This is a genomic window from Streptomyces acidicola, from assembly GCF_009377235.1.
Lineage (GTDB): Bacteria > Actinomycetota > Actinomycetes > Streptomycetales > Streptomycetaceae > Streptomyces > Streptomyces acidicola.
In genome coordinates, this window is record NZ_VMNX01000011.1 from 1 (window position 1) to 15788 (window position 15788).

A 15788-nucleotide genomic window follows, 5' to 3' on the forward strand; every position below is an offset into this window, starting at 1 on the left:
CTCCCGTACAAGCTCCTCCCCCACACCGGCTCGACACCTCCCCGCGGGGCTGACGCCCCGATGCGCACGCCGAGACCACGCAAGGAGGCCGATGATGGACAGGACGCACCGGGCGTTCCGCCGCGTCGCGGCGATGGCCTGCGCCGTCGCGCTCGTGCTGCCGCTCACCGCCTGCGACGCCCTGACCCCCGGCAGCGCGGCCGTGGTGCCGGGGCCCCGCAGCGTGCCGTCCTCGACCGCCGTGCCGGACGAGGACATCACCTTGCGTCTGCAGTTCGCCGACGCTCCAGTGATGGTCGACGCGCTGATCGCCGCGTTCGAGAAGGACCACCCCTCCATCAGGGTCGAGCCGCACTACAAGACGTTCCCGGACTACGTGCAGAACCTGAAGCTCACCATGACCTCGGACACCGCGCCCGACATCGCGCAGTACGCGGTCGGGATGAACGACCTCGCAGCGGACGGCCAGATTCTCGATCTTGCGCCCTATCGGGAGGCGTACGGCTGGGACGACGCCATTCCCCCGGTCAGTCTCGACCAGCTCACCGCTGGGCGGAGGAGTGAGGCCACTGGCGGGCGTGCCCTGTTCGGGGTCCCGGCGGGCCTGTCGATAACGGGCATCTACTACAACAAGAAACTGGCCGAGCGGGCCGGGATCGGCTCTCCGCCCAGGACTCTGGCGGAGTTCGAGGACCAGCTCGCCGCGGCCAAGGAGGCGGGCCTGACACCGCTCGGCGTCGGCGCGCTCGACTCCGGCGGCATTCACCTTTGGGCCGCGCTCCTCAACCAGACCATGCCCACGGACGACTACTGGGACTGGGTCAACGGCACCAAGGGCGCCACCATCGAGACACCAGCCGGGATCACCGCCAGCGAACTCGTCGTCGAGTGGGGCCGCAAGAGCTACTACAACAAGTCGGCCAACGGCACCGCACAGATCGACTCCACCGCCCGGTTCACCAAGGGCGACAGCGTCTTCCTCATCAACGGCAACTGGGCGGCCGGACAGTTGGCAACCACCATGGGAGACAACGTCGGCTTCTTCCCGATGCCGGGCGTACAGGCCTCCGACCCCACGGTGGCCTCAGGATTCAGCGTCTCCTACGCCGTCTCGTCCCGGAGCGAACACCCTGAGGCGGCAGGCGCGTTCCTCGACTTCCTGACCTCGCCAGAGGCCGGGCAGATCATCAGCGACAACGGCTTCCTGCCGCCCAACCCCGAGGCCGTGGCCAAGCCGGACGGCGTTCTCGCCGACATCGCGGAGGGCCACCGGCGGGCCGTCGCCGACGACGGGATCACGACGTTCCCCGACTTCGCCGCCCCCGCCATGCTCGACCGGCTGCGCTCCGGTATCCAGAAGCTCATCGCGGACCGCGTGAAGCCGGCGGACTACCTCGACTCGCTTCAGGACCAGTGGGAGGAACACCATGCGCGGTAGGCCACCGGTCCAGCCCGTGAGCTCCCGCAGGCGCAGTCCGTATCGCGGCTACGTGTACGTGCTGCCCGCCTTCGCCGTCTACCTCACGTTCGCGGTGCTGCCCGCCCTGCACACGGCGTACCTGTCGCTCTTCGACTGGGATGGCGTCACGCTGGGCGACTGGGTAGGCCTCGGCAACTACCGGGAGATTCTCCGGGACTCCGTCCTGCGGCGGTCCGTGTTCAACGCTCTGGTGCTGGTGGTGTTCTTCTCCTTCGTGCCTATCGTGCTCGGGCTGACGATGACCGGCCTGCTGGGCCGTTACCGGCGGCCGGGCATGGGGACGTACCGGTTCCTGTTCATGCTGCCGCAGGTCGTTCCGCTCGTCGCGGTGGGCGTGACCTGGCGCTGGCTGTACGGGGACGACGGGCTGGTGAACCAGGCGTTCCGCGTGGTCGGCCTGGACGGCGTGACGCGGGCGTGGCTGGGCGACTTCGGCGCCGCGCTGATCGCCGTGGGCCTCGTGGGTACGTGGGTGCTCAGCGGGCTGTGCATGATGCTCTTCCTGAGCGGTGTGCAGAAGGTCGATCCCAGCCTGTACGAGGCGGCCCGGATCGACGGGGCGGGTCCCGTCCGGGAGTTCGTCTCCGTCACCCTGCCCCACCTGCGCGGCGAACTCGCCGTCGCCCTGACCGTGACCACGGTGGCCGCGCTCGCCAGCTTCGACATCGTGTACGTGACGACCAACGGCGGCCCCGGCGAGCAGACCACGGTCCCCGGCCTGCTCGTGTACCGGCTGGCGTTCTCCGAGGGCGAGGTCGGGCTCGCCGCGGCCCTGGCGGTCGTCCTCGGCTGTGTGATACTCGCGATCGTCTACCTCGTGAACCGTCTGTCGAGGTCACAGTCATGAACACAGCGACGCGATCGGAACGCTGGTCGGGTTACGCGCTCCTGACGGTCATGGCGATCGCCGTCGTGATCCCGTTCCTCAGCGTGTTCCTCGCCTCACTGCAGCCCGCGGGGACGCCGGTGGTGGGTCTGACCTGGCCGGAGCGGTGGAGCTGGGAGAACTACGAACAGGCGTGGTCGGTGGCCGGCTTCTCCGCCCTCATCCGCCACAGCCTCACCATCGCGGCCGGTGTCGTCCCCGCCTCCCTGGTCCTCGCCGCACTGGCCGGCTACGCGCTGGGGACCATGAGGCTCCCGGGCGGCAACGCGGTCGCGACGTTCTTCATCGCCGGCCTGACCATCCCGGTCGAACTGATCGTGGTTCCTCTCTACTTCGACCTGCGGGGCTTCGGTCTGACCAACTCGTACCTGGGCGTGATCCTGGTGGAGATCGCGCTGTTCATGCCGTTCAGCGTGTTCTGGATGCGCACCCACTTCCGGTCCACCCCCGCGTCGCTGGTGGAGGCGGCGCGTATCGACGGCGCCTCGTCGGCCACGATCCTGCTGAGGATCCTGCTCCCGCTGGCCCGCCCGTCCCTGATGACGCTCGGTCTGCTGGTGTTCATGTGGTCGTGGAACCAGTTCCTGCTGGTGCTGGTCCTCATCCAGGACACCACCAAGCACACGGCACCCGCCGGGCTCGGCTTCTTCGTCGGTCAGAACAGCACGGACATCCCCACGCTGGCCGCGGGGACGATCATCGTGATGCTCCCCATCCTGATCCTCTTCGTGATCTTCCAGCGCAGCTTCATCGCGGGACTGCTCCAGGGAGCGATGAAGGGCTGACCCCGCACACGGCCTGCACGCACGGAGGTGCTCCTGGATGGAGGTGGGCGGTGCTCACTTGTCGGTGGGGTTCCAGGGGCCGGCGAACTCGGCGAGGGCCCGGTTCAGGATCTCTGGGCGTCCTGAGGTGTGGGCCAGTTCGCGGAGGCCGTCGACGAGGCCGACGGGCGGTGTGAATCCGAGGTCCCGTCTGGCGGCGGTGATGTCGAACCAGTGCGGGTGCGTGAGTTCGTTCACCAGGAAGCGGCTGAGCGTGTGTGTACGGGCGGAGCCGGTGAAACGGGCGACCGCCTCCTGGACGGTGGCGGCGCCGTGCGCGAGGGCCGGCGGGACGGAGTGCCATGCGGCGCGGATTCCGGTCGCCGCCAGGTAGAGGGTGGCCATGCCGGCGAGCGGGCAGGGCTCGCCCTGGGCGATGAAGTAGGCGCGCCCGTTGACGGGCCCTCCCCGGTGGAGGCGGTCGAGGGCGAGCAGGTGGGCGTGGGCGGCCGTGCGCAGGTGGGTGGTGTCGACGAGGTTGGTTCCCCTCCCCGGCATGATCAGGTGGCGGCCGCGGGCCGCACGGGTCAGGGCGGGCAGGAAGTGCGGGTCGTCGGGCCCCCAGATGAGGTGGGGGCGAAGGGAGACGGTGGCCAGGTCGGAGCTGTCCGCCCGCAGGACGAGCGCTTCGGCGCGCGCCTTGCTCAGCGGATAGGCGGCCAGGTGTCGCTCGGGGTAGGGGGCGCGTTCGTCGGCGTTCTCCAGGCCGCCGGTGCGGAAGACGACGCTGGCGGTCGAGGTGTACACGAGGGTGCGGACACCGTGGGCGCGGCACTGGTCGAGGATGTTGCGTGTGCCGTCCACGTTGGTCGTCCAGTACGGTCGCAGAGGGCCGCTGACTCCGGCCAGGGCCGCGTTGTGGATGACGGCGTCACATCCGGTGACCGCCTTCCCGACCGCGTCCGCGTCGGCGAGGTCGCCCAGGTGCTGGCGGACGCCGAGCCGGTCCAGGGCGGTGCTGGGGCGGCGGCTGAGGGAGGCGGTCTCGGTGCCGCGCCCGACGAGTTGACGGCAGATCTCCGCACCGAGGAACCCGCTGCCACCTGTGACGAGAACCCTTTGCGGTCGGGCTCCTTGTGGCCCACATCCTTGTGGGCCGGCTCCTTGTGGTCCAACTGGTCCGGTCATCGCACCCGCTTCAGTCGTCCGGCGGCCCACGCGGCGAGTCGCTCCCGGTCGATCTTGGAGTTGTGCCGGATGTCGGTCGGGAAGCCCGGGTGGACGAGTACGGCTCCGACGTGGTGTCCGTCCGGATGCCGTCGCAGCGTCAGGTGCAGTTCGCGCAGGACGTCTTGTGGGTCGCCGCCGTCGCGGTTCAGTTCTACGCACAGCACCGCCTCTTGGTGTCCGAGGGCTCCGACGCCCACCAGTGCCGTGCGCCGGACGCCCGGCGTGCTGTCGGCCGTCGTCTCGACGCCCTCGGTCGGCAGGGCGAATCCGGCGCCGGTCACCTGCTGGGACTTACGGCCGTGGAACCACAGCCGACCGTCCTCGTCGAGCCGCCCCAGATCGCCAGTGCGGTGGAGCAGGCCCCCGGAGGCCTGGACCTTGGTTGCGGCCGTCGCCTCGGGGCGGGCGTGGTACGCGGGGCTGACGTTGGGTCCGGCGACGGCGATCTCGCCCACGCCGGAGCGATCCTCGTCCAGGATGCGCGCCTGAACCGCGGGCAGGGGACGGCCGAGGCAGGTCCCGGCTCGTACCGTCCGGCCGACGGCGCCTGCCGCGCACCGCAGTTCGGGAGCGCTGATCGCGCTGACCGGCAGGCACTCCGTGGCTCCGTACACGCTGAGCACCTCGGCGTCCGGCCGCAGTACCGCGTGCAGGGCATCGGCGAGCCCGGCGCGCAGCGGCGCTCCGAAGGAGACGACGCGGTCGACCGAGGGCAGGGTCAGCCGACGGCGGACACAGTGCTCGGCGAGCAGCCCCAGTACGGCCGGCGACGCCGCGACCACCGAGGCCTGGTGCTCCAGCAGAGGTCTCAGCAGGCGTTCGGGCGGTGTGCGCGCCGGGGAGCGGTGGCTGACGGCGGGCGCGAGTGTCGTCAGGCCCAGCGCCGGGCCGAGGAGGACGAAGGGCAGGAAGCCGGCGAGCAGAACGTCGCCCGGTCGTGGTGCGAGGACCGGGCCGAGGGCGTCGAGCTGACCGGTCAGGGTGCTGTAGCGGTACTCCGCCCCCTTGGGCACCCCGGTGGAGCCGGAAGTGAAGGCGATCATCGCCAGGTCCCCCGGGGGCGGTTCCTCCAGCTCCCAGGCCGGTCCGTCCGTGTCCGGCACCGTCACGGGCAGCCCGCGTCCGAGCCCGGGAACAGCCCGGCCGGTGACCAGGGGAAGGCGTACGTGCCCGCGGGCCCAGCCCAGCACGCGGCGTGCCAGATGCGCCAGGGGCTCACCGACGAACGCCTCCGGCGCCACCTCGTCGAGGCACGCGCGCAGCTGGGGCCGGGGCAGCCCCGGATCCACCAGGACCGGCACGGCGCCGACGGCGAACAGCCCGTAGACGAGGGTGAGCAGCTCGTACGGGTCCCGCGTCATCGTCACGGCCTTGTGCCCGCGGCGGAGCCCGGCGTCATGGAACGCCTCGGCCGTGCGGCGGCAGCCTTCGTGGAGCTGAGCGAAGCTGATGACGTGGCCGGATCCGTCGCTACGGCCCCGCACCAGCGCCGTTGCTCGTGGCCGTTGCTCGACCAGGCGCGCCATGCGCGCGTAGAGGCCAGGACTGTCCACGGCGTCACGCCCGAAGCAGGAAGTCGCGGACGTGCCGGTCGAGTTCCCCGGCGGCGTCCTCCATCACGAAGTGGCCGGCGTTCCGGTAGCGGTGTACGCGGGCCTGCGGAAACCGGCGGGTCCATTCGTCCAGCACGGGGGGCGTGAACACGGGGTCCCGCATACCCCAGCCGATGAACGTCGGCAGACCGGCAAGGCCGCCGCCGACGAGGCCGCCGCCGACGTCAGCAGGTCCGGCCTCGGCAGGTCCGGCCTCAGCGGCTCCGGCCCCGGCAGGTTCGAGCAGTCGCCATGCCGGGTCGTCGCCGCCCCGGGGAATGCACCGGATGAACTCCACGACGGTGCGGCGGTTCTGTGCGTCGGCGAAGGGCAGCAGGTACGCCAGCCGCTCGGCCGAGCCGAGCCGTCGTACGACTCCGAGCCGTACGGCGGCGCGGGGAAAGACGTTGGTGGCCCGCGCGAGGGCGGCGACAGGGGCACTGTCCCTGATCCACCTCAGATACACCGGTAGCCGGTAGCCGACGGGCCACGGGAAGGCCACGCTGTTGAGGACGACCAGCCGTGCCACCACGCCGGGGTGGCGCAGCGCCCACGCGATGCCGATCGGGCCGCCCCAGTCGTGCACCACCAGGGTCCATCGGTGGGCGGGCACCCCCTGGCTGCCGGTGAGGTGGTGGAACAGGTGGTCCAGACACGCGATGTGCAGTTCAAGGCGGTCCACGGGCCCCAGCGCTCCGGGGGAGCCGGTCCCCTGCGGTACCCCGGAGCGGGGGGACAGGCCGAGTCCCGCAAGGTCGGGGGCGATGCAGCGGAAGTTTGGTGACAGGGTGCCCAGCAAACTCCGCCAGATGTAGCTCCAGGACGGGTTGCCGTGCAGGAACAGCACCGGGTCGCCGGAGCCGGCATCGACGTAGTGCTGCTCCGTGACGGGAACCTGTCGCCAGTGGCTGGGGCCGGGGTAACCGGGAAGGGCTCGCGCCGACCGCGTCGGCGGGGCGGCGCCGTGGCGGCGCGTTCCCCTGTCCCCCATGCTCACAGCCGGATCACCGCCAGCCCCACGCTGAACCCGCTGGCCATGCCGATCAGCGCGACGGTGTCACCCGGCTCGACGCGGTCGCTCTCCAGCGCGGAGACCAGTTGCAGCGGCAGCGACGCGGACGCCGCGTTGCCGTGCTCGGCCACGGTGGGCAGACAGCGGTCGGGCGGCAGACCGAGTTGCTCGATCGTCTCGTGGAACTGCGGCATGGAGATCTGGTGGAAGGCGACGAACGCGCTCCGGCGCACCAACTCCAGCTCCGCGGCGGCGCGTTCGAGCACCAGGGGCAGGATGCCGATGGCGGCGTCGCGCAACCGGTCGTCGTTGAGGCGCACATAGGTGGGTTCCGGGCTGGTGGGGCGGTAGTGCATGGTGCCGCCCGCCTCCACGACACAGCGGTCCCAGGCGGTGGAATCGGCGGTGAAGGCCGTGGTGAGCACCCCCGGTCCGTCGTCGGTGGCGGGGACCGCCGTCAGCAGTACGGCGGCGCCCGCGTCGGAGAGCGTGTATCCGGGCAGGGCCCGCAGGAAGGCGTCGTGATCGGGCACGGTCCAGCGGGTGGTCATGGTGGGCGCTTCACCGGAGGTGATCAGTACGGTCCGGTAGCGGCCGGATTCGATGAACGCGGCGGCGACCTCCAAGCCGTTGAGCACGCTGTTGCAGGCGTTCTTCACATCGAACACCGGGCAGCCGGCGCCCAGTTTGGCGGCCACGATGTGCGCGGTGGCCGGTTCGATGAGGTCCTGGGTGCAGGAGGTGAACAGCACGAGATCGATGTCGTCGATGCCCAGCCCGGCGGCGGCCAGGGCTTTCGCGGCTGCCGCGACGGCGAGGTCGGAGGCCTGTTCCCGGTCACCTCTCTCGTGGACCCCGCGCACCCCGGTGAGGTCCTCCAGCAGGCCGGACGGTGGCACATAAGGACTGCCCAGGGCGGCGATGCGCGCCCGGGCGTCCTCCATGGTGCGGTACGCGGGGGGTAGATGGACGGCGGTGGTCACCAACTGGGCACGTACGGCGGAAAGCACGCGGATCACGGTAGGGCCGACGGTGCCAACTCGCCCCTCTTGCACGGCTTTTCACCTCAACGACGGAAGAGGTGATCAAAGAGGCGAATAGCTGCTTGCCTCCTGCTTGGGCACGCTTTGGGGGACCGGGCTTTTGACGAGGCCCCTGACGGGCCTTTCACGGGGCCGTTGACCGGGCCTTTGAGGGGACTTCACCTGGGGTTCGCAGCCGGTCGACCACTGCGTACGTGAACGAGCAAGAGGGGGAGTGTCCATGGGGCAGGGTGACGAGGCCGTCGCCGTTGTCGGTGTGGGTTGCCGACTGCCGGGCGGGCTGACGGATCTGGCCGGGCTGTGGGACGTGTTGTCGCGCGGCGAGGACATGATCGGCGAGATGCCGGAGGACCGTATGCAGCGGGCGCGCGTCGTGGACCCGGGGCCCGCGCGCGCCAACCGGAGTTACACGGCGGCCGGAGGGTTCCTCCCGGACGTCGCGGGCTTCGACGCGGGGTACTTCGGCATCGCACCGGCGGAAGCCATCCGCATGGACCCGCAGCAGCGGCTGCTGCTGGAGATGGCCGTCGAAGCGTTGGACGACGCCGGTGTTCCCGCACAGGCGCTGGCCGGTTCGTCGGCCTCGGTGTTCGTCGGCGTCTCCGAAGCTTCCTATCTGCGGCTCCAGGCCCAGGCGACGGCCGAGCTGAGCCCGTACGTGGTGAGCGGCGGAACCCTGTCGGTCATCGCCAACCGTCTGTCGTACTGTCTGGATCTGCGCGGCCCGAGCATGGTGGTCGACACCGCATGCTCGTCCGCGCTGGTGGCGCTGGACCGTGCCTGCCGGTCTCTGCTGGACGGCACCAGCCGCCTCGCGTTCGCCGGCGGTGTGCACGTGCTCACCGGGCCGGAGGGCTTCTACGGGTTCTCGGCCGCGTCGATGCTGTCGCGGCGCGGCCGGTGCGCGGCCTTCTCCGCCGACGCGGACGGTTTCGTGCGGGCCGAGGGCGGGGGCGTCGTGGTCCTCAAACGGCTGGCCGACGCGGTGGCCGACGGTGACCGCATCCACGCGGTGATCGCCGGCAGCGGCACCAACAGCGACGGCCGCACCATGGGCCTGGCGCTGCCCAACTCCGAGGCGCAGGAAGCGCTGCTGCGCGACGTGTACGAGCGCGCCGGAGTGGTCCCCGACGACCTGGTGTACTTCGAGGCGCACGGCACCGGGACCCCTGCCGGGGACCCGGCCGAGGCCCGGTCCGTCGGCCGGGCGCTGGGGCAGCGCCGCACCACCGGCCCGCTGCCGATCGGCTCGGTGAAGTCGAACCTCGGGCATCTGGAGCCGGCCTCCGGGATGGCGGGACTGTTCAAGGCACTGCTCGTGCTTCGGCACGGCACGGCCCCGGCGACCCTGCACGCCCTCCCCCTGAATCCGCAGATCGACTTCGGCGGGCTGGGGCTGGCCCCGACGGTCGAGCCCGTCAAACTACCCCTGCGGCCCGGAGCCGCCGTCGGCATCAACTCCTTCGGCTTCGGCGGCGCGAACGCCCATGTCGTACTGACCGCGCCCCCCACCCCGCCACTCGCCGGGCCCGCACCCACCGGCAGGCTGCCCGTGCTGATCTCCGCGCGTTCGGCGAACGCGCTCAGCGAACTGGCCACGCGAATGTCCGCACGTCTCAGGGACGCCGCCCCCGACGAGTTCTACGACCTGGCGCACACCTCCACCCGGCGCCGCAGCGCCCACCCGCACCGCGCCGCCGTCCTGGCCGACAGCCCGGACCGGGCGGCCGACGAACTGGACGCGCTGTTCGCCGGTACACCGGCCGCCGGAGCGAGCGGCTCGGCAGCGGAACACGGCGCCGTGGTGTACGCGTTCACCGGCAACGGCTCCCAGTGGCCCGGCATGGCCGCCGATCTGCCGGCCGCCGAACCCGCATTCCGTTCCGCCGTCGAGGAGGCGGACGCCGCGCTCGCCCCGCACCTGGGCTGGTCGGTGGCCGGGGAACTCGCCCACCCCGATCCGGCGCGCTTCAGCCGTACCGAGGTCGCCCAGCCCGCCCTCTTCGCCGTCCAGGTGGGACTCGCCGCCCTGCTCCGCGCGAACGGGGTGCGCCCGGCGGCGGTCCTCGGGCACAGTGTCGGCGAGGTCGCGGCCGCGTACGTCGCCGGAGCTCTCACTCTCGCGCAGGCCGCGCACGTGATCGCCGAGCGCAGCTCAGCCCAGGCCGCCACCGCGGGAACCGGCCGGATGGCGGCCGTCGGACTGTCCGAGCAGGCGGCCCGTGACGTACTGGCTCGCTACGACGGCGCCCTGGAGCTGGCGGCCGTCAACAGCGACCGGGACATCACCGTCGCCGGGGACCCACGGGCGCTGGCCGCTCTCGGAGCCGAACTGAGCGCCAGGGACGTCTTCTTCCGCGAGCTGGACCTCGACCACGCCTTCCACAGCCGTGCGATGGATCCCCTCGCCGGGCCCCTGCGTACGGCCCTGGCCGGACTCACGCCCTCGGCTGCCCGTATCCCCTTCGTCTCGACCGTCACCGGCGCCCCGCTCTCCGGCGAGCAGCTGACGGCCGACTACTGGTGGCGCAACGTGCGCGAGCCGGTCCGCTTCGCCGAAGCGGCGGCCCATGCCCTCGGCGGGACACCCGGCGTGGTGGTGGAGATCGGCCCCCACCCGGTGCTGCGCCCGTACCTGCGCCGTACCGGCGCCGCTCATGTGCCCACCCTGCAACGGGACTCCACCGGTCCCCGGGACATGGCCGCGGCCGTGACGGCGGTGATCTCGGCGGGCGCCGACCTCGACTGGGCCGCCCGCTTCCCCCACCCCGCCCGGGTGGCCGACCTGCCCTCGTATCCCTGGCAGCGCCGACGGTACTGGCACGGCGAGGCCTGCGACTGGGAGCGGACCAGCGGCACCGGCCGGACGGAACACCCGCTGCTCGGCGAGCGGTTGCCCGGCCCGCATCCGACGTGGGAGACCACGGTCGAACCCCAGCTGGTGTCCTGGCTCGGCGACCACCGCGTCGACGGGGCGGTGGTGATGCCCGCGGCCGGTTACGTCGAGATGGCCCTGGCCGCCGGACGGCGGGCCCTGCACTCACCCGTCGAGGTGCGCCATCTGGAGATCACCCGGCCACTGCCCCTGCCCTGGCCCGACCCCGGCGACACGCGAGTGCAGACCAGCGTGCAGCCGGACAGCGGCGCTCTGGCCATCAGTACCAGCGAGCGGCGAGGCGAGGAGTGCCACCCGGTGGCCCGCGCCCAGGTGCGTACCCTGCTCGGCCGTCCTCCGGCACGGGTCGACCTGGACGCGACACGCCGTCGCTGTCCCCACCCGGTCGACAGCGCGGCCCACTACGAGGAGTGCCGACGAGCCGGACTTGCCTACGGTCCGGCCTTCCAGCTCCTGCGGAACCTGCACGTCGGCGACGGTGAAGTGCTCGCCACGTACACGTACGACGACCCGGACGCGGCCTACGAGGTGTGGCCGGCAGTGCTGGACGCCGCGTTCCAGGCAGGCGCTCCCCTGCTGCGGAACCGGACCGCCACAGGTGATTCCTACCTGCCCTGCGGTCTGGGAAGCGTTCGCGTCTGGCGGGCGCCGGGCCCCTCGGGGGTCGTCCGGGTGCGCCAGGGTGCCGTGATCGATCCCGAGGTCTGCTGGGACATCGTGATCACCGACGAGGACGGCACCGTCGTCGTCGAGATCGACCGCCTCCGCATGCGGCGGATGCCGGGCGACCGTACACCTCTGAGCGTCCAGCAGACCGTCCTGCGAGCCGCCCCCGGCCCCGGTGACCACGGCGACGCCGCCGCCGTTCCTGTACCCGCCGACCTCGTCGAAGCCGCTCACGGTCGGATCACACAGCTGCGACAGGCGTGGCAGGCATCCGGCTGTGATCACTTCGCCGCGGCTGCCGACCGCGCGATCGCGCACCGCTGGGCGACGGCCCTGGCCGGCCTGCTGGGTGAACCCGCCCGGCCGTTCACCACCGGGGATCTCGTCGCGGCAGGCCTGCTGCACCGGCACCGCCGCCTGCTCAAGGTCATGCTTCCCCTGCTTGAGCAGCAGGGCGTGGTCAGCGGCCTCCCCGACGGAAGGTGGGAGCTGACCGGGACAGCGCGACGCGACGCGGAGCTGTCGGCCGCGCTGCTCACCGATCACCCGGCCTTCGCGGCCGACGCGAGCCTGCTCACCCGCCAACTGCACCACCTGCCCGGCCTGCTGACCGGCGCCACCGGTCCTCTCCAGTTGCCGTCGGCCGACCCGACACGCCATCAGCACTTCTACGACCTCAGTCCCCGGAGCCGCTTCGGCAACCTGACGGTCCGGTGTGTACTGGAGGAGATCATCCGGCACTGGCCGGCCGACCGACCGCTGCGTGTACTGGAGATCGGCGCGGGCACGGGTGGTCTCACCGCTGCCGTCCTCCCGGTGCTGCCGGCCGACCGCACCCGCTACACCTTCACCGACGTCTCGGCCGCCGTCCTCGGCCCCGCCGAACACCGGTTCAGCGCCTACGACTTCGTCGACTACCGCACGTTCAGCCTGGACACCGGGACCGACGGGAAGGAGCTGCCCGAGGCCGGGTTCGACGTCGTCCTGGCCGCAGGCGCCCTGCATACCGCCGCCGATCTGACCGAGGGCCTCCGCCGGGCCAGGCGGCTACTGGCTCCCGGCGGCCGGCTGCTCGCCGTCGAGTCGCACGATCCGGCCCGCCTCGCCGCGGTCTTCGGGAGCCTCGACAGCTTCTGGCGCCGCAGCGACCACGCACTACGCCCCGACGGTCTCCTGCTGCGGCGCGATCAGTGGCCGCCGCTACTGGAACGGTGCGGCTTCACCGGTGTGGTCCGCACCGGGCCCGACACCGATGCCGGGACGGCCGACCTGTCCGACCTGTCCGTCCTGGTGGCCGGCGTGGACGACCGTACGGCCCCGCCGCCCCAGGCCCTCGCGGCACCGGCCCCCGGAACCGTGTGGAGGGTCGGTGCCGAGGCCCCGTCCGAAGAGCCGCTGGCCCGGGCCCTGGCCGAAGTGCTGGGCGGCGCCACGGTCACCGATCTGGAGGGGCTCAGCGGACCGGCCGAACCCGGAGCGGAGGAAGTGGCCACCGTGCTGGTGCTCGGGGAACCCGAGGAGCACCCCGACCGCATCGTCGGGCAGACCACCCGCAGAGCAGCCGCACTGCGTGCTCTCGCCGCAAGCAGCGCACGTCTGCCGGGCGGCACCCGCGCCTCCGTCTGGCTGGTCACCCGTCCCAGCGGCCTGCTGCCCGCCCCCGAACGCCCGGCCCACCCCGGCGACGCTCCTGTGTGGGGCGCCGCGCGCACCCTGGCGAACGAATGGCCCGACCTGACGGTGCGCCGGATCAGCCTCGACCGCTGTGACGACCCGCCCTCCGACGCCCGGCGCCTCGCGCAGGAACTGCTCAGCCCTTGCGACGAGGACGAGATCGTACTCACCCGCGGCGGCCGTTTCGTCGCCCGCGAAACCGGCCGCCCCGCGCACGAACCGGCAGCCACGGCACAAGCAGTCACTGCCCCGGCCCACTCCTTCGCCTTGGCAGTCCGCGACCCCGGCCTGTCCTACCGGCTCCTCTGGCAGCAGCGCCCCGCTCCCCGCCCCGGTCCGGGCCAGATCGTCATCGAGGTCAAGGCTGCGGCCCTGAACTACCGCGACACCATGCGGGCCAACGGCCTGCTGCCCGCCGAGGCAGTCGAGGGCACCCCCACGGAACACGGGCTGGGCATGGAGTGCGCGGGCGTCGTCACCGACATCGGACCGGGGACCACCACGTGGGCACCCGGCGACCGGGTCTTCGGCCTGGCGGCCGCGGCGCTCGCCTCGCACGCCGTCGCCGACGCGGGGGCGGTCGGCCGTGTCCCGGACGGCATGAGCTTCGCGGAGGCGGCCACCCTGCCCGTCGTCTTCGCCACCGTCCACTACAGCCTCGCCCAGTTGGCGCGGCTCGCTCCCGGAGAGACCCTCCTGGTGCACGGCGGTGCCGGCGGCGTCGGTCTGGCCGCCCTGCAGTACGCCCGCCGGCACGGAGCGCAGGTGATCGCCACGGCGGGCAGTGACGCCAAGCGTGATCTGCTGGCCGCTCTCGGCGTCGAACACGTCCTGGACTCCCGCTCGCTGGACTTCGTGCCCCGCGTTCGCGAACTGACCGGCGGCCGGGGCGTCCACGTCGTGGTGAACTCGCTCAGCGGTGAGGCGGGCGACCGCAGTCTGGAACTGCTGCGCCCCGGCGGACGGTTCATCGAGCTCGGCAAGCGGGACATGTTCGAGAACCGGCCTCTGCCCCGGCGTCCCTTCCTGGACCACATCGCCTACTTCGGCGTCGACATCACCAGGCCCCTGGCCGACCCCGACGCCGCGAAGGAACTCCTGAGGGAGATCGTCGGCCTCGTACACGCCGGGGACTACCGGCCGTTGCCGCACGTCGTCCATCCCGCGGCCCGCGTGGAGGAGGCGTTCCGGCTGCTTCAGCACTCCCATCACACCGGCAAAGTCGTCGTCGCCTTCGATCCGTTGGACGAACCCGTCCCCGTGCGTCACACACGGGTACCCGCGGCACTGGACCCCGACGGTACGTATCTGGTCACCGGTGGTCTGGGCGGCTTCGGTGCGGCCACCGCCGCCTGGCTGGCCGACCAAGGTGCCCGCCACCTGGCTCTGGTCGGCCGCCGCGGGGCCGAAGCTCCCGAAGCGGCCGCGTTCGTCGACCGGCTCACGCGGCGCGGCATCACCGCCACCCCCTACGCCGCCGACGTCACCGACGAGGCCGCCGTACGCCGGGTGTTCGCTGCCGTGGACGCCACCGGGCACCCGCTGCGCGGGGTGGTCCACGGCGCCATGCACCTCGACGACGCCCCCCTCAGCGACCTGACGGACGACCGTTTCGCGGCCGTACTCTCCCCGAAGGCAGCCGGCGCCGCCGTCCTGCACCGGCTCACCGCCGACCGCGATCTGGACCTGTTCCTGCTCCACTCCTCCGTCACGGCGTGCGTGGGCAACGTGTCCCAAGCCCCCTACGTCGCGGGAAACAGCTACCTCGAGGCCCTGGCCCGCGCCCGCCGGCACGCGGACCGCCCCGGCACGGCCATCGCCTGGGGCGCCATCGACGGAACCGGCTACGTCGCGCGCAACGATCTGGGCGATGCCCTGTCGGCCCTCGGAATCGACCCCGTGGCCCCCGACGTGCTGCTTCCCGTCGCTGCCGGCGTCCTGGCCGAGGGTGCCGCCGTCGCCGCGATCGGGCGCTTCCGCTGGAGCCGGGCACGCCATCTGCTCCCCGCGATGGCCGCGCCACGCTTCACGCATCTCGTCCCCGCCCGGCCCGACGCCTCGGACGACACCCCGGGCGATGTGCTGCGCGCGCTGAACGCCTTGCCTCCTGACGAGGCCGCACATGCCATCACCGGCATCCTCGCCGGGTTCCTTGCCACGGTCCTGCGCACCGAAGTCGCCGAACTCACTCCGGACCGCCCGCTGGCAGAGTTCGGCATCGACTCCCTCATGGGCGCCGAGTTCCTGGTGCGCGCCCGCGAGTACTTCGACGTCCGCCTCTCGCCGACCGAACTCCTCGGCAACTCGGGCAACCTCACCCAGCTCGCCCGCCTCATCCGGCAACGTCTGGAGCAGGCCGTACCGGCGCCACGGAAGGAGACAGAGGCGTCAGAGCAGGGCGGCCGACCGACAGCCGGTCTCACGGCAACAGCCACCGCGTAAGCCGACGAGACCGAAGCCGATCACAGTCGCGAGGCCCTGGGCGGGGCATCCACCCGCCCAGGGCCGCCAGAACGGCTTCCGTCGGCTCGCTCGGGGTGGCTCA

The 15788-nt window shown here is 72.1% G+C and carries 8 protein-coding genes; 4 read left to right on the plus strand and 4 right to left on the minus strand.

Going from position 1 to position 15788, the window contains the following annotated elements; translation table 11 throughout:
* The first annotated feature begins 94 nt into the window (after positions 1 to 94).
* The 3 genes from FPZ41_RS06125 to FPZ41_RS06135 are packed head-to-tail and all read left to right on the plus strand — an operon-like array spanning position 95 to position 3151.
* On the plus strand, positions 95 to 1438 hold the full coding sequence (locus tag FPZ41_RS06125; protein WP_194236006.1) for an ABC transporter substrate-binding protein: 1344 nt from the start codon (positions 95 to 97) through the stop codon (positions 1436 to 1438).
* A 16-nt stretch (positions 1439 to 1454) separates the two neighbouring features.
* Positions 1455 to 2327 (plus strand): carbohydrate ABC transporter permease, encoded by an 873-nt coding sequence (locus tag FPZ41_RS06130; RefSeq protein WP_322619876.1) that lies wholly within the window; start codon positions 1455 to 1457, stop codon positions 2325 to 2327.
* Positions 2324 to 3151, plus strand: a complete 828-nt coding sequence (locus FPZ41_RS06135) for a carbohydrate ABC transporter permease (protein ID WP_152859878.1) — start codon at positions 2324 to 2326, stop codon at positions 3149 to 3151. The genes FPZ41_RS06130 and FPZ41_RS06135 overlap by 4 nt, the downstream gene beginning before the upstream one ends.
* A 54-nt stretch (positions 3152 to 3205) precedes the next feature.
* Here the strand turns inward: FPZ41_RS06135 and FPZ41_RS06140 are convergent, their stop codons facing one another.
* Genes FPZ41_RS06140 through FPZ41_RS06155 form a run of 4 tightly spaced genes read right to left on the minus strand, consistent with a single transcriptional unit; the run spans position 3206 to position 7974 of the window.
* Positions 3206 to 4318 carry an NAD-dependent epimerase/dehydratase family protein gene (locus tag FPZ41_RS06140; protein WP_152859879.1) on the minus strand — a complete coding sequence of 371 codons (1113 nt, stop codon included), beginning with the start codon at positions 4316 to 4318 and terminating at the stop codon, positions 3206 to 3208.
* Positions 4315 to 5913 (minus strand): AMP-binding protein, encoded by a 1599-nt coding sequence (locus tag FPZ41_RS06145; RefSeq protein ID WP_322619877.1) that lies wholly within the window; start codon positions 5911 to 5913, stop codon positions 4315 to 4317. The genes FPZ41_RS06140 and FPZ41_RS06145 overlap by 4 nt, the downstream gene beginning before the upstream one ends.
* Before the next feature lie 4 nt (positions 5914 to 5917).
* Entirely contained in the window at positions 5918 to 6943 is a 1026-nt protein-coding gene (locus FPZ41_RS06150) for an alpha/beta fold hydrolase (RefSeq protein WP_152859880.1), read from the minus strand.
* Between the two features lie 2 nt (positions 6944 to 6945).
* Positions 6946 to 7974 (minus strand): 3-oxoacyl-ACP synthase III family protein, encoded by a 1029-nt coding sequence (locus FPZ41_RS06155; RefSeq protein ID WP_322619878.1) that lies wholly within the window; start codon positions 7972 to 7974, stop codon positions 6946 to 6948.
* A gap of 253 nt (positions 7975 to 8227) precedes the next feature.
* Here FPZ41_RS06155 and FPZ41_RS06160 point away from each other — a divergent pair, with 253 nt between their 5' ends.
* Entirely contained in the window at positions 8228 to 15685 is a 7458-nt protein-coding gene (locus FPZ41_RS06160; RefSeq protein WP_152859881.1) for a type I polyketide synthase, read from the plus strand.
* Positions 15686 to 15788: the final 103 nt, after the last annotated feature.

Bases quoted from the DNA above. Each gene is read 5' to 3' on its own strand.
- FPZ41_RS06125 (WP_194236006.1), top strand. From the start codon at position 95: ATGGACAGGACGCACCGGGCGTTCCGCCGCGTCGCGGCGATGGCCTGC.
- FPZ41_RS06135 (WP_152859878.1), top strand. From the start codon at position 2,324: ATGAACACAGCGACGCGATCGGAACGCTGGTCGGGTTACGCGCTCCTG.
- FPZ41_RS06140 (WP_152859879.1), bottom strand. From the start codon at position 4,318: ATGACCGGACCAGTTGGACCACAAGGAGCCGGCCCACAAGGATGTGGG.
- FPZ41_RS06150 (WP_152859880.1), bottom strand. From the start codon at position 6,943: ATGGGGGACAGGGGAACGCGCCGCCACGGCGCCGCCCCGCCGACGCGG.
- FPZ41_RS06160 (WP_152859881.1), top strand. From the start codon at position 8,228: ATGGGGCAGGGTGACGAGGCCGTCGCCGTTGTCGGTGTGGGTTGCCGA.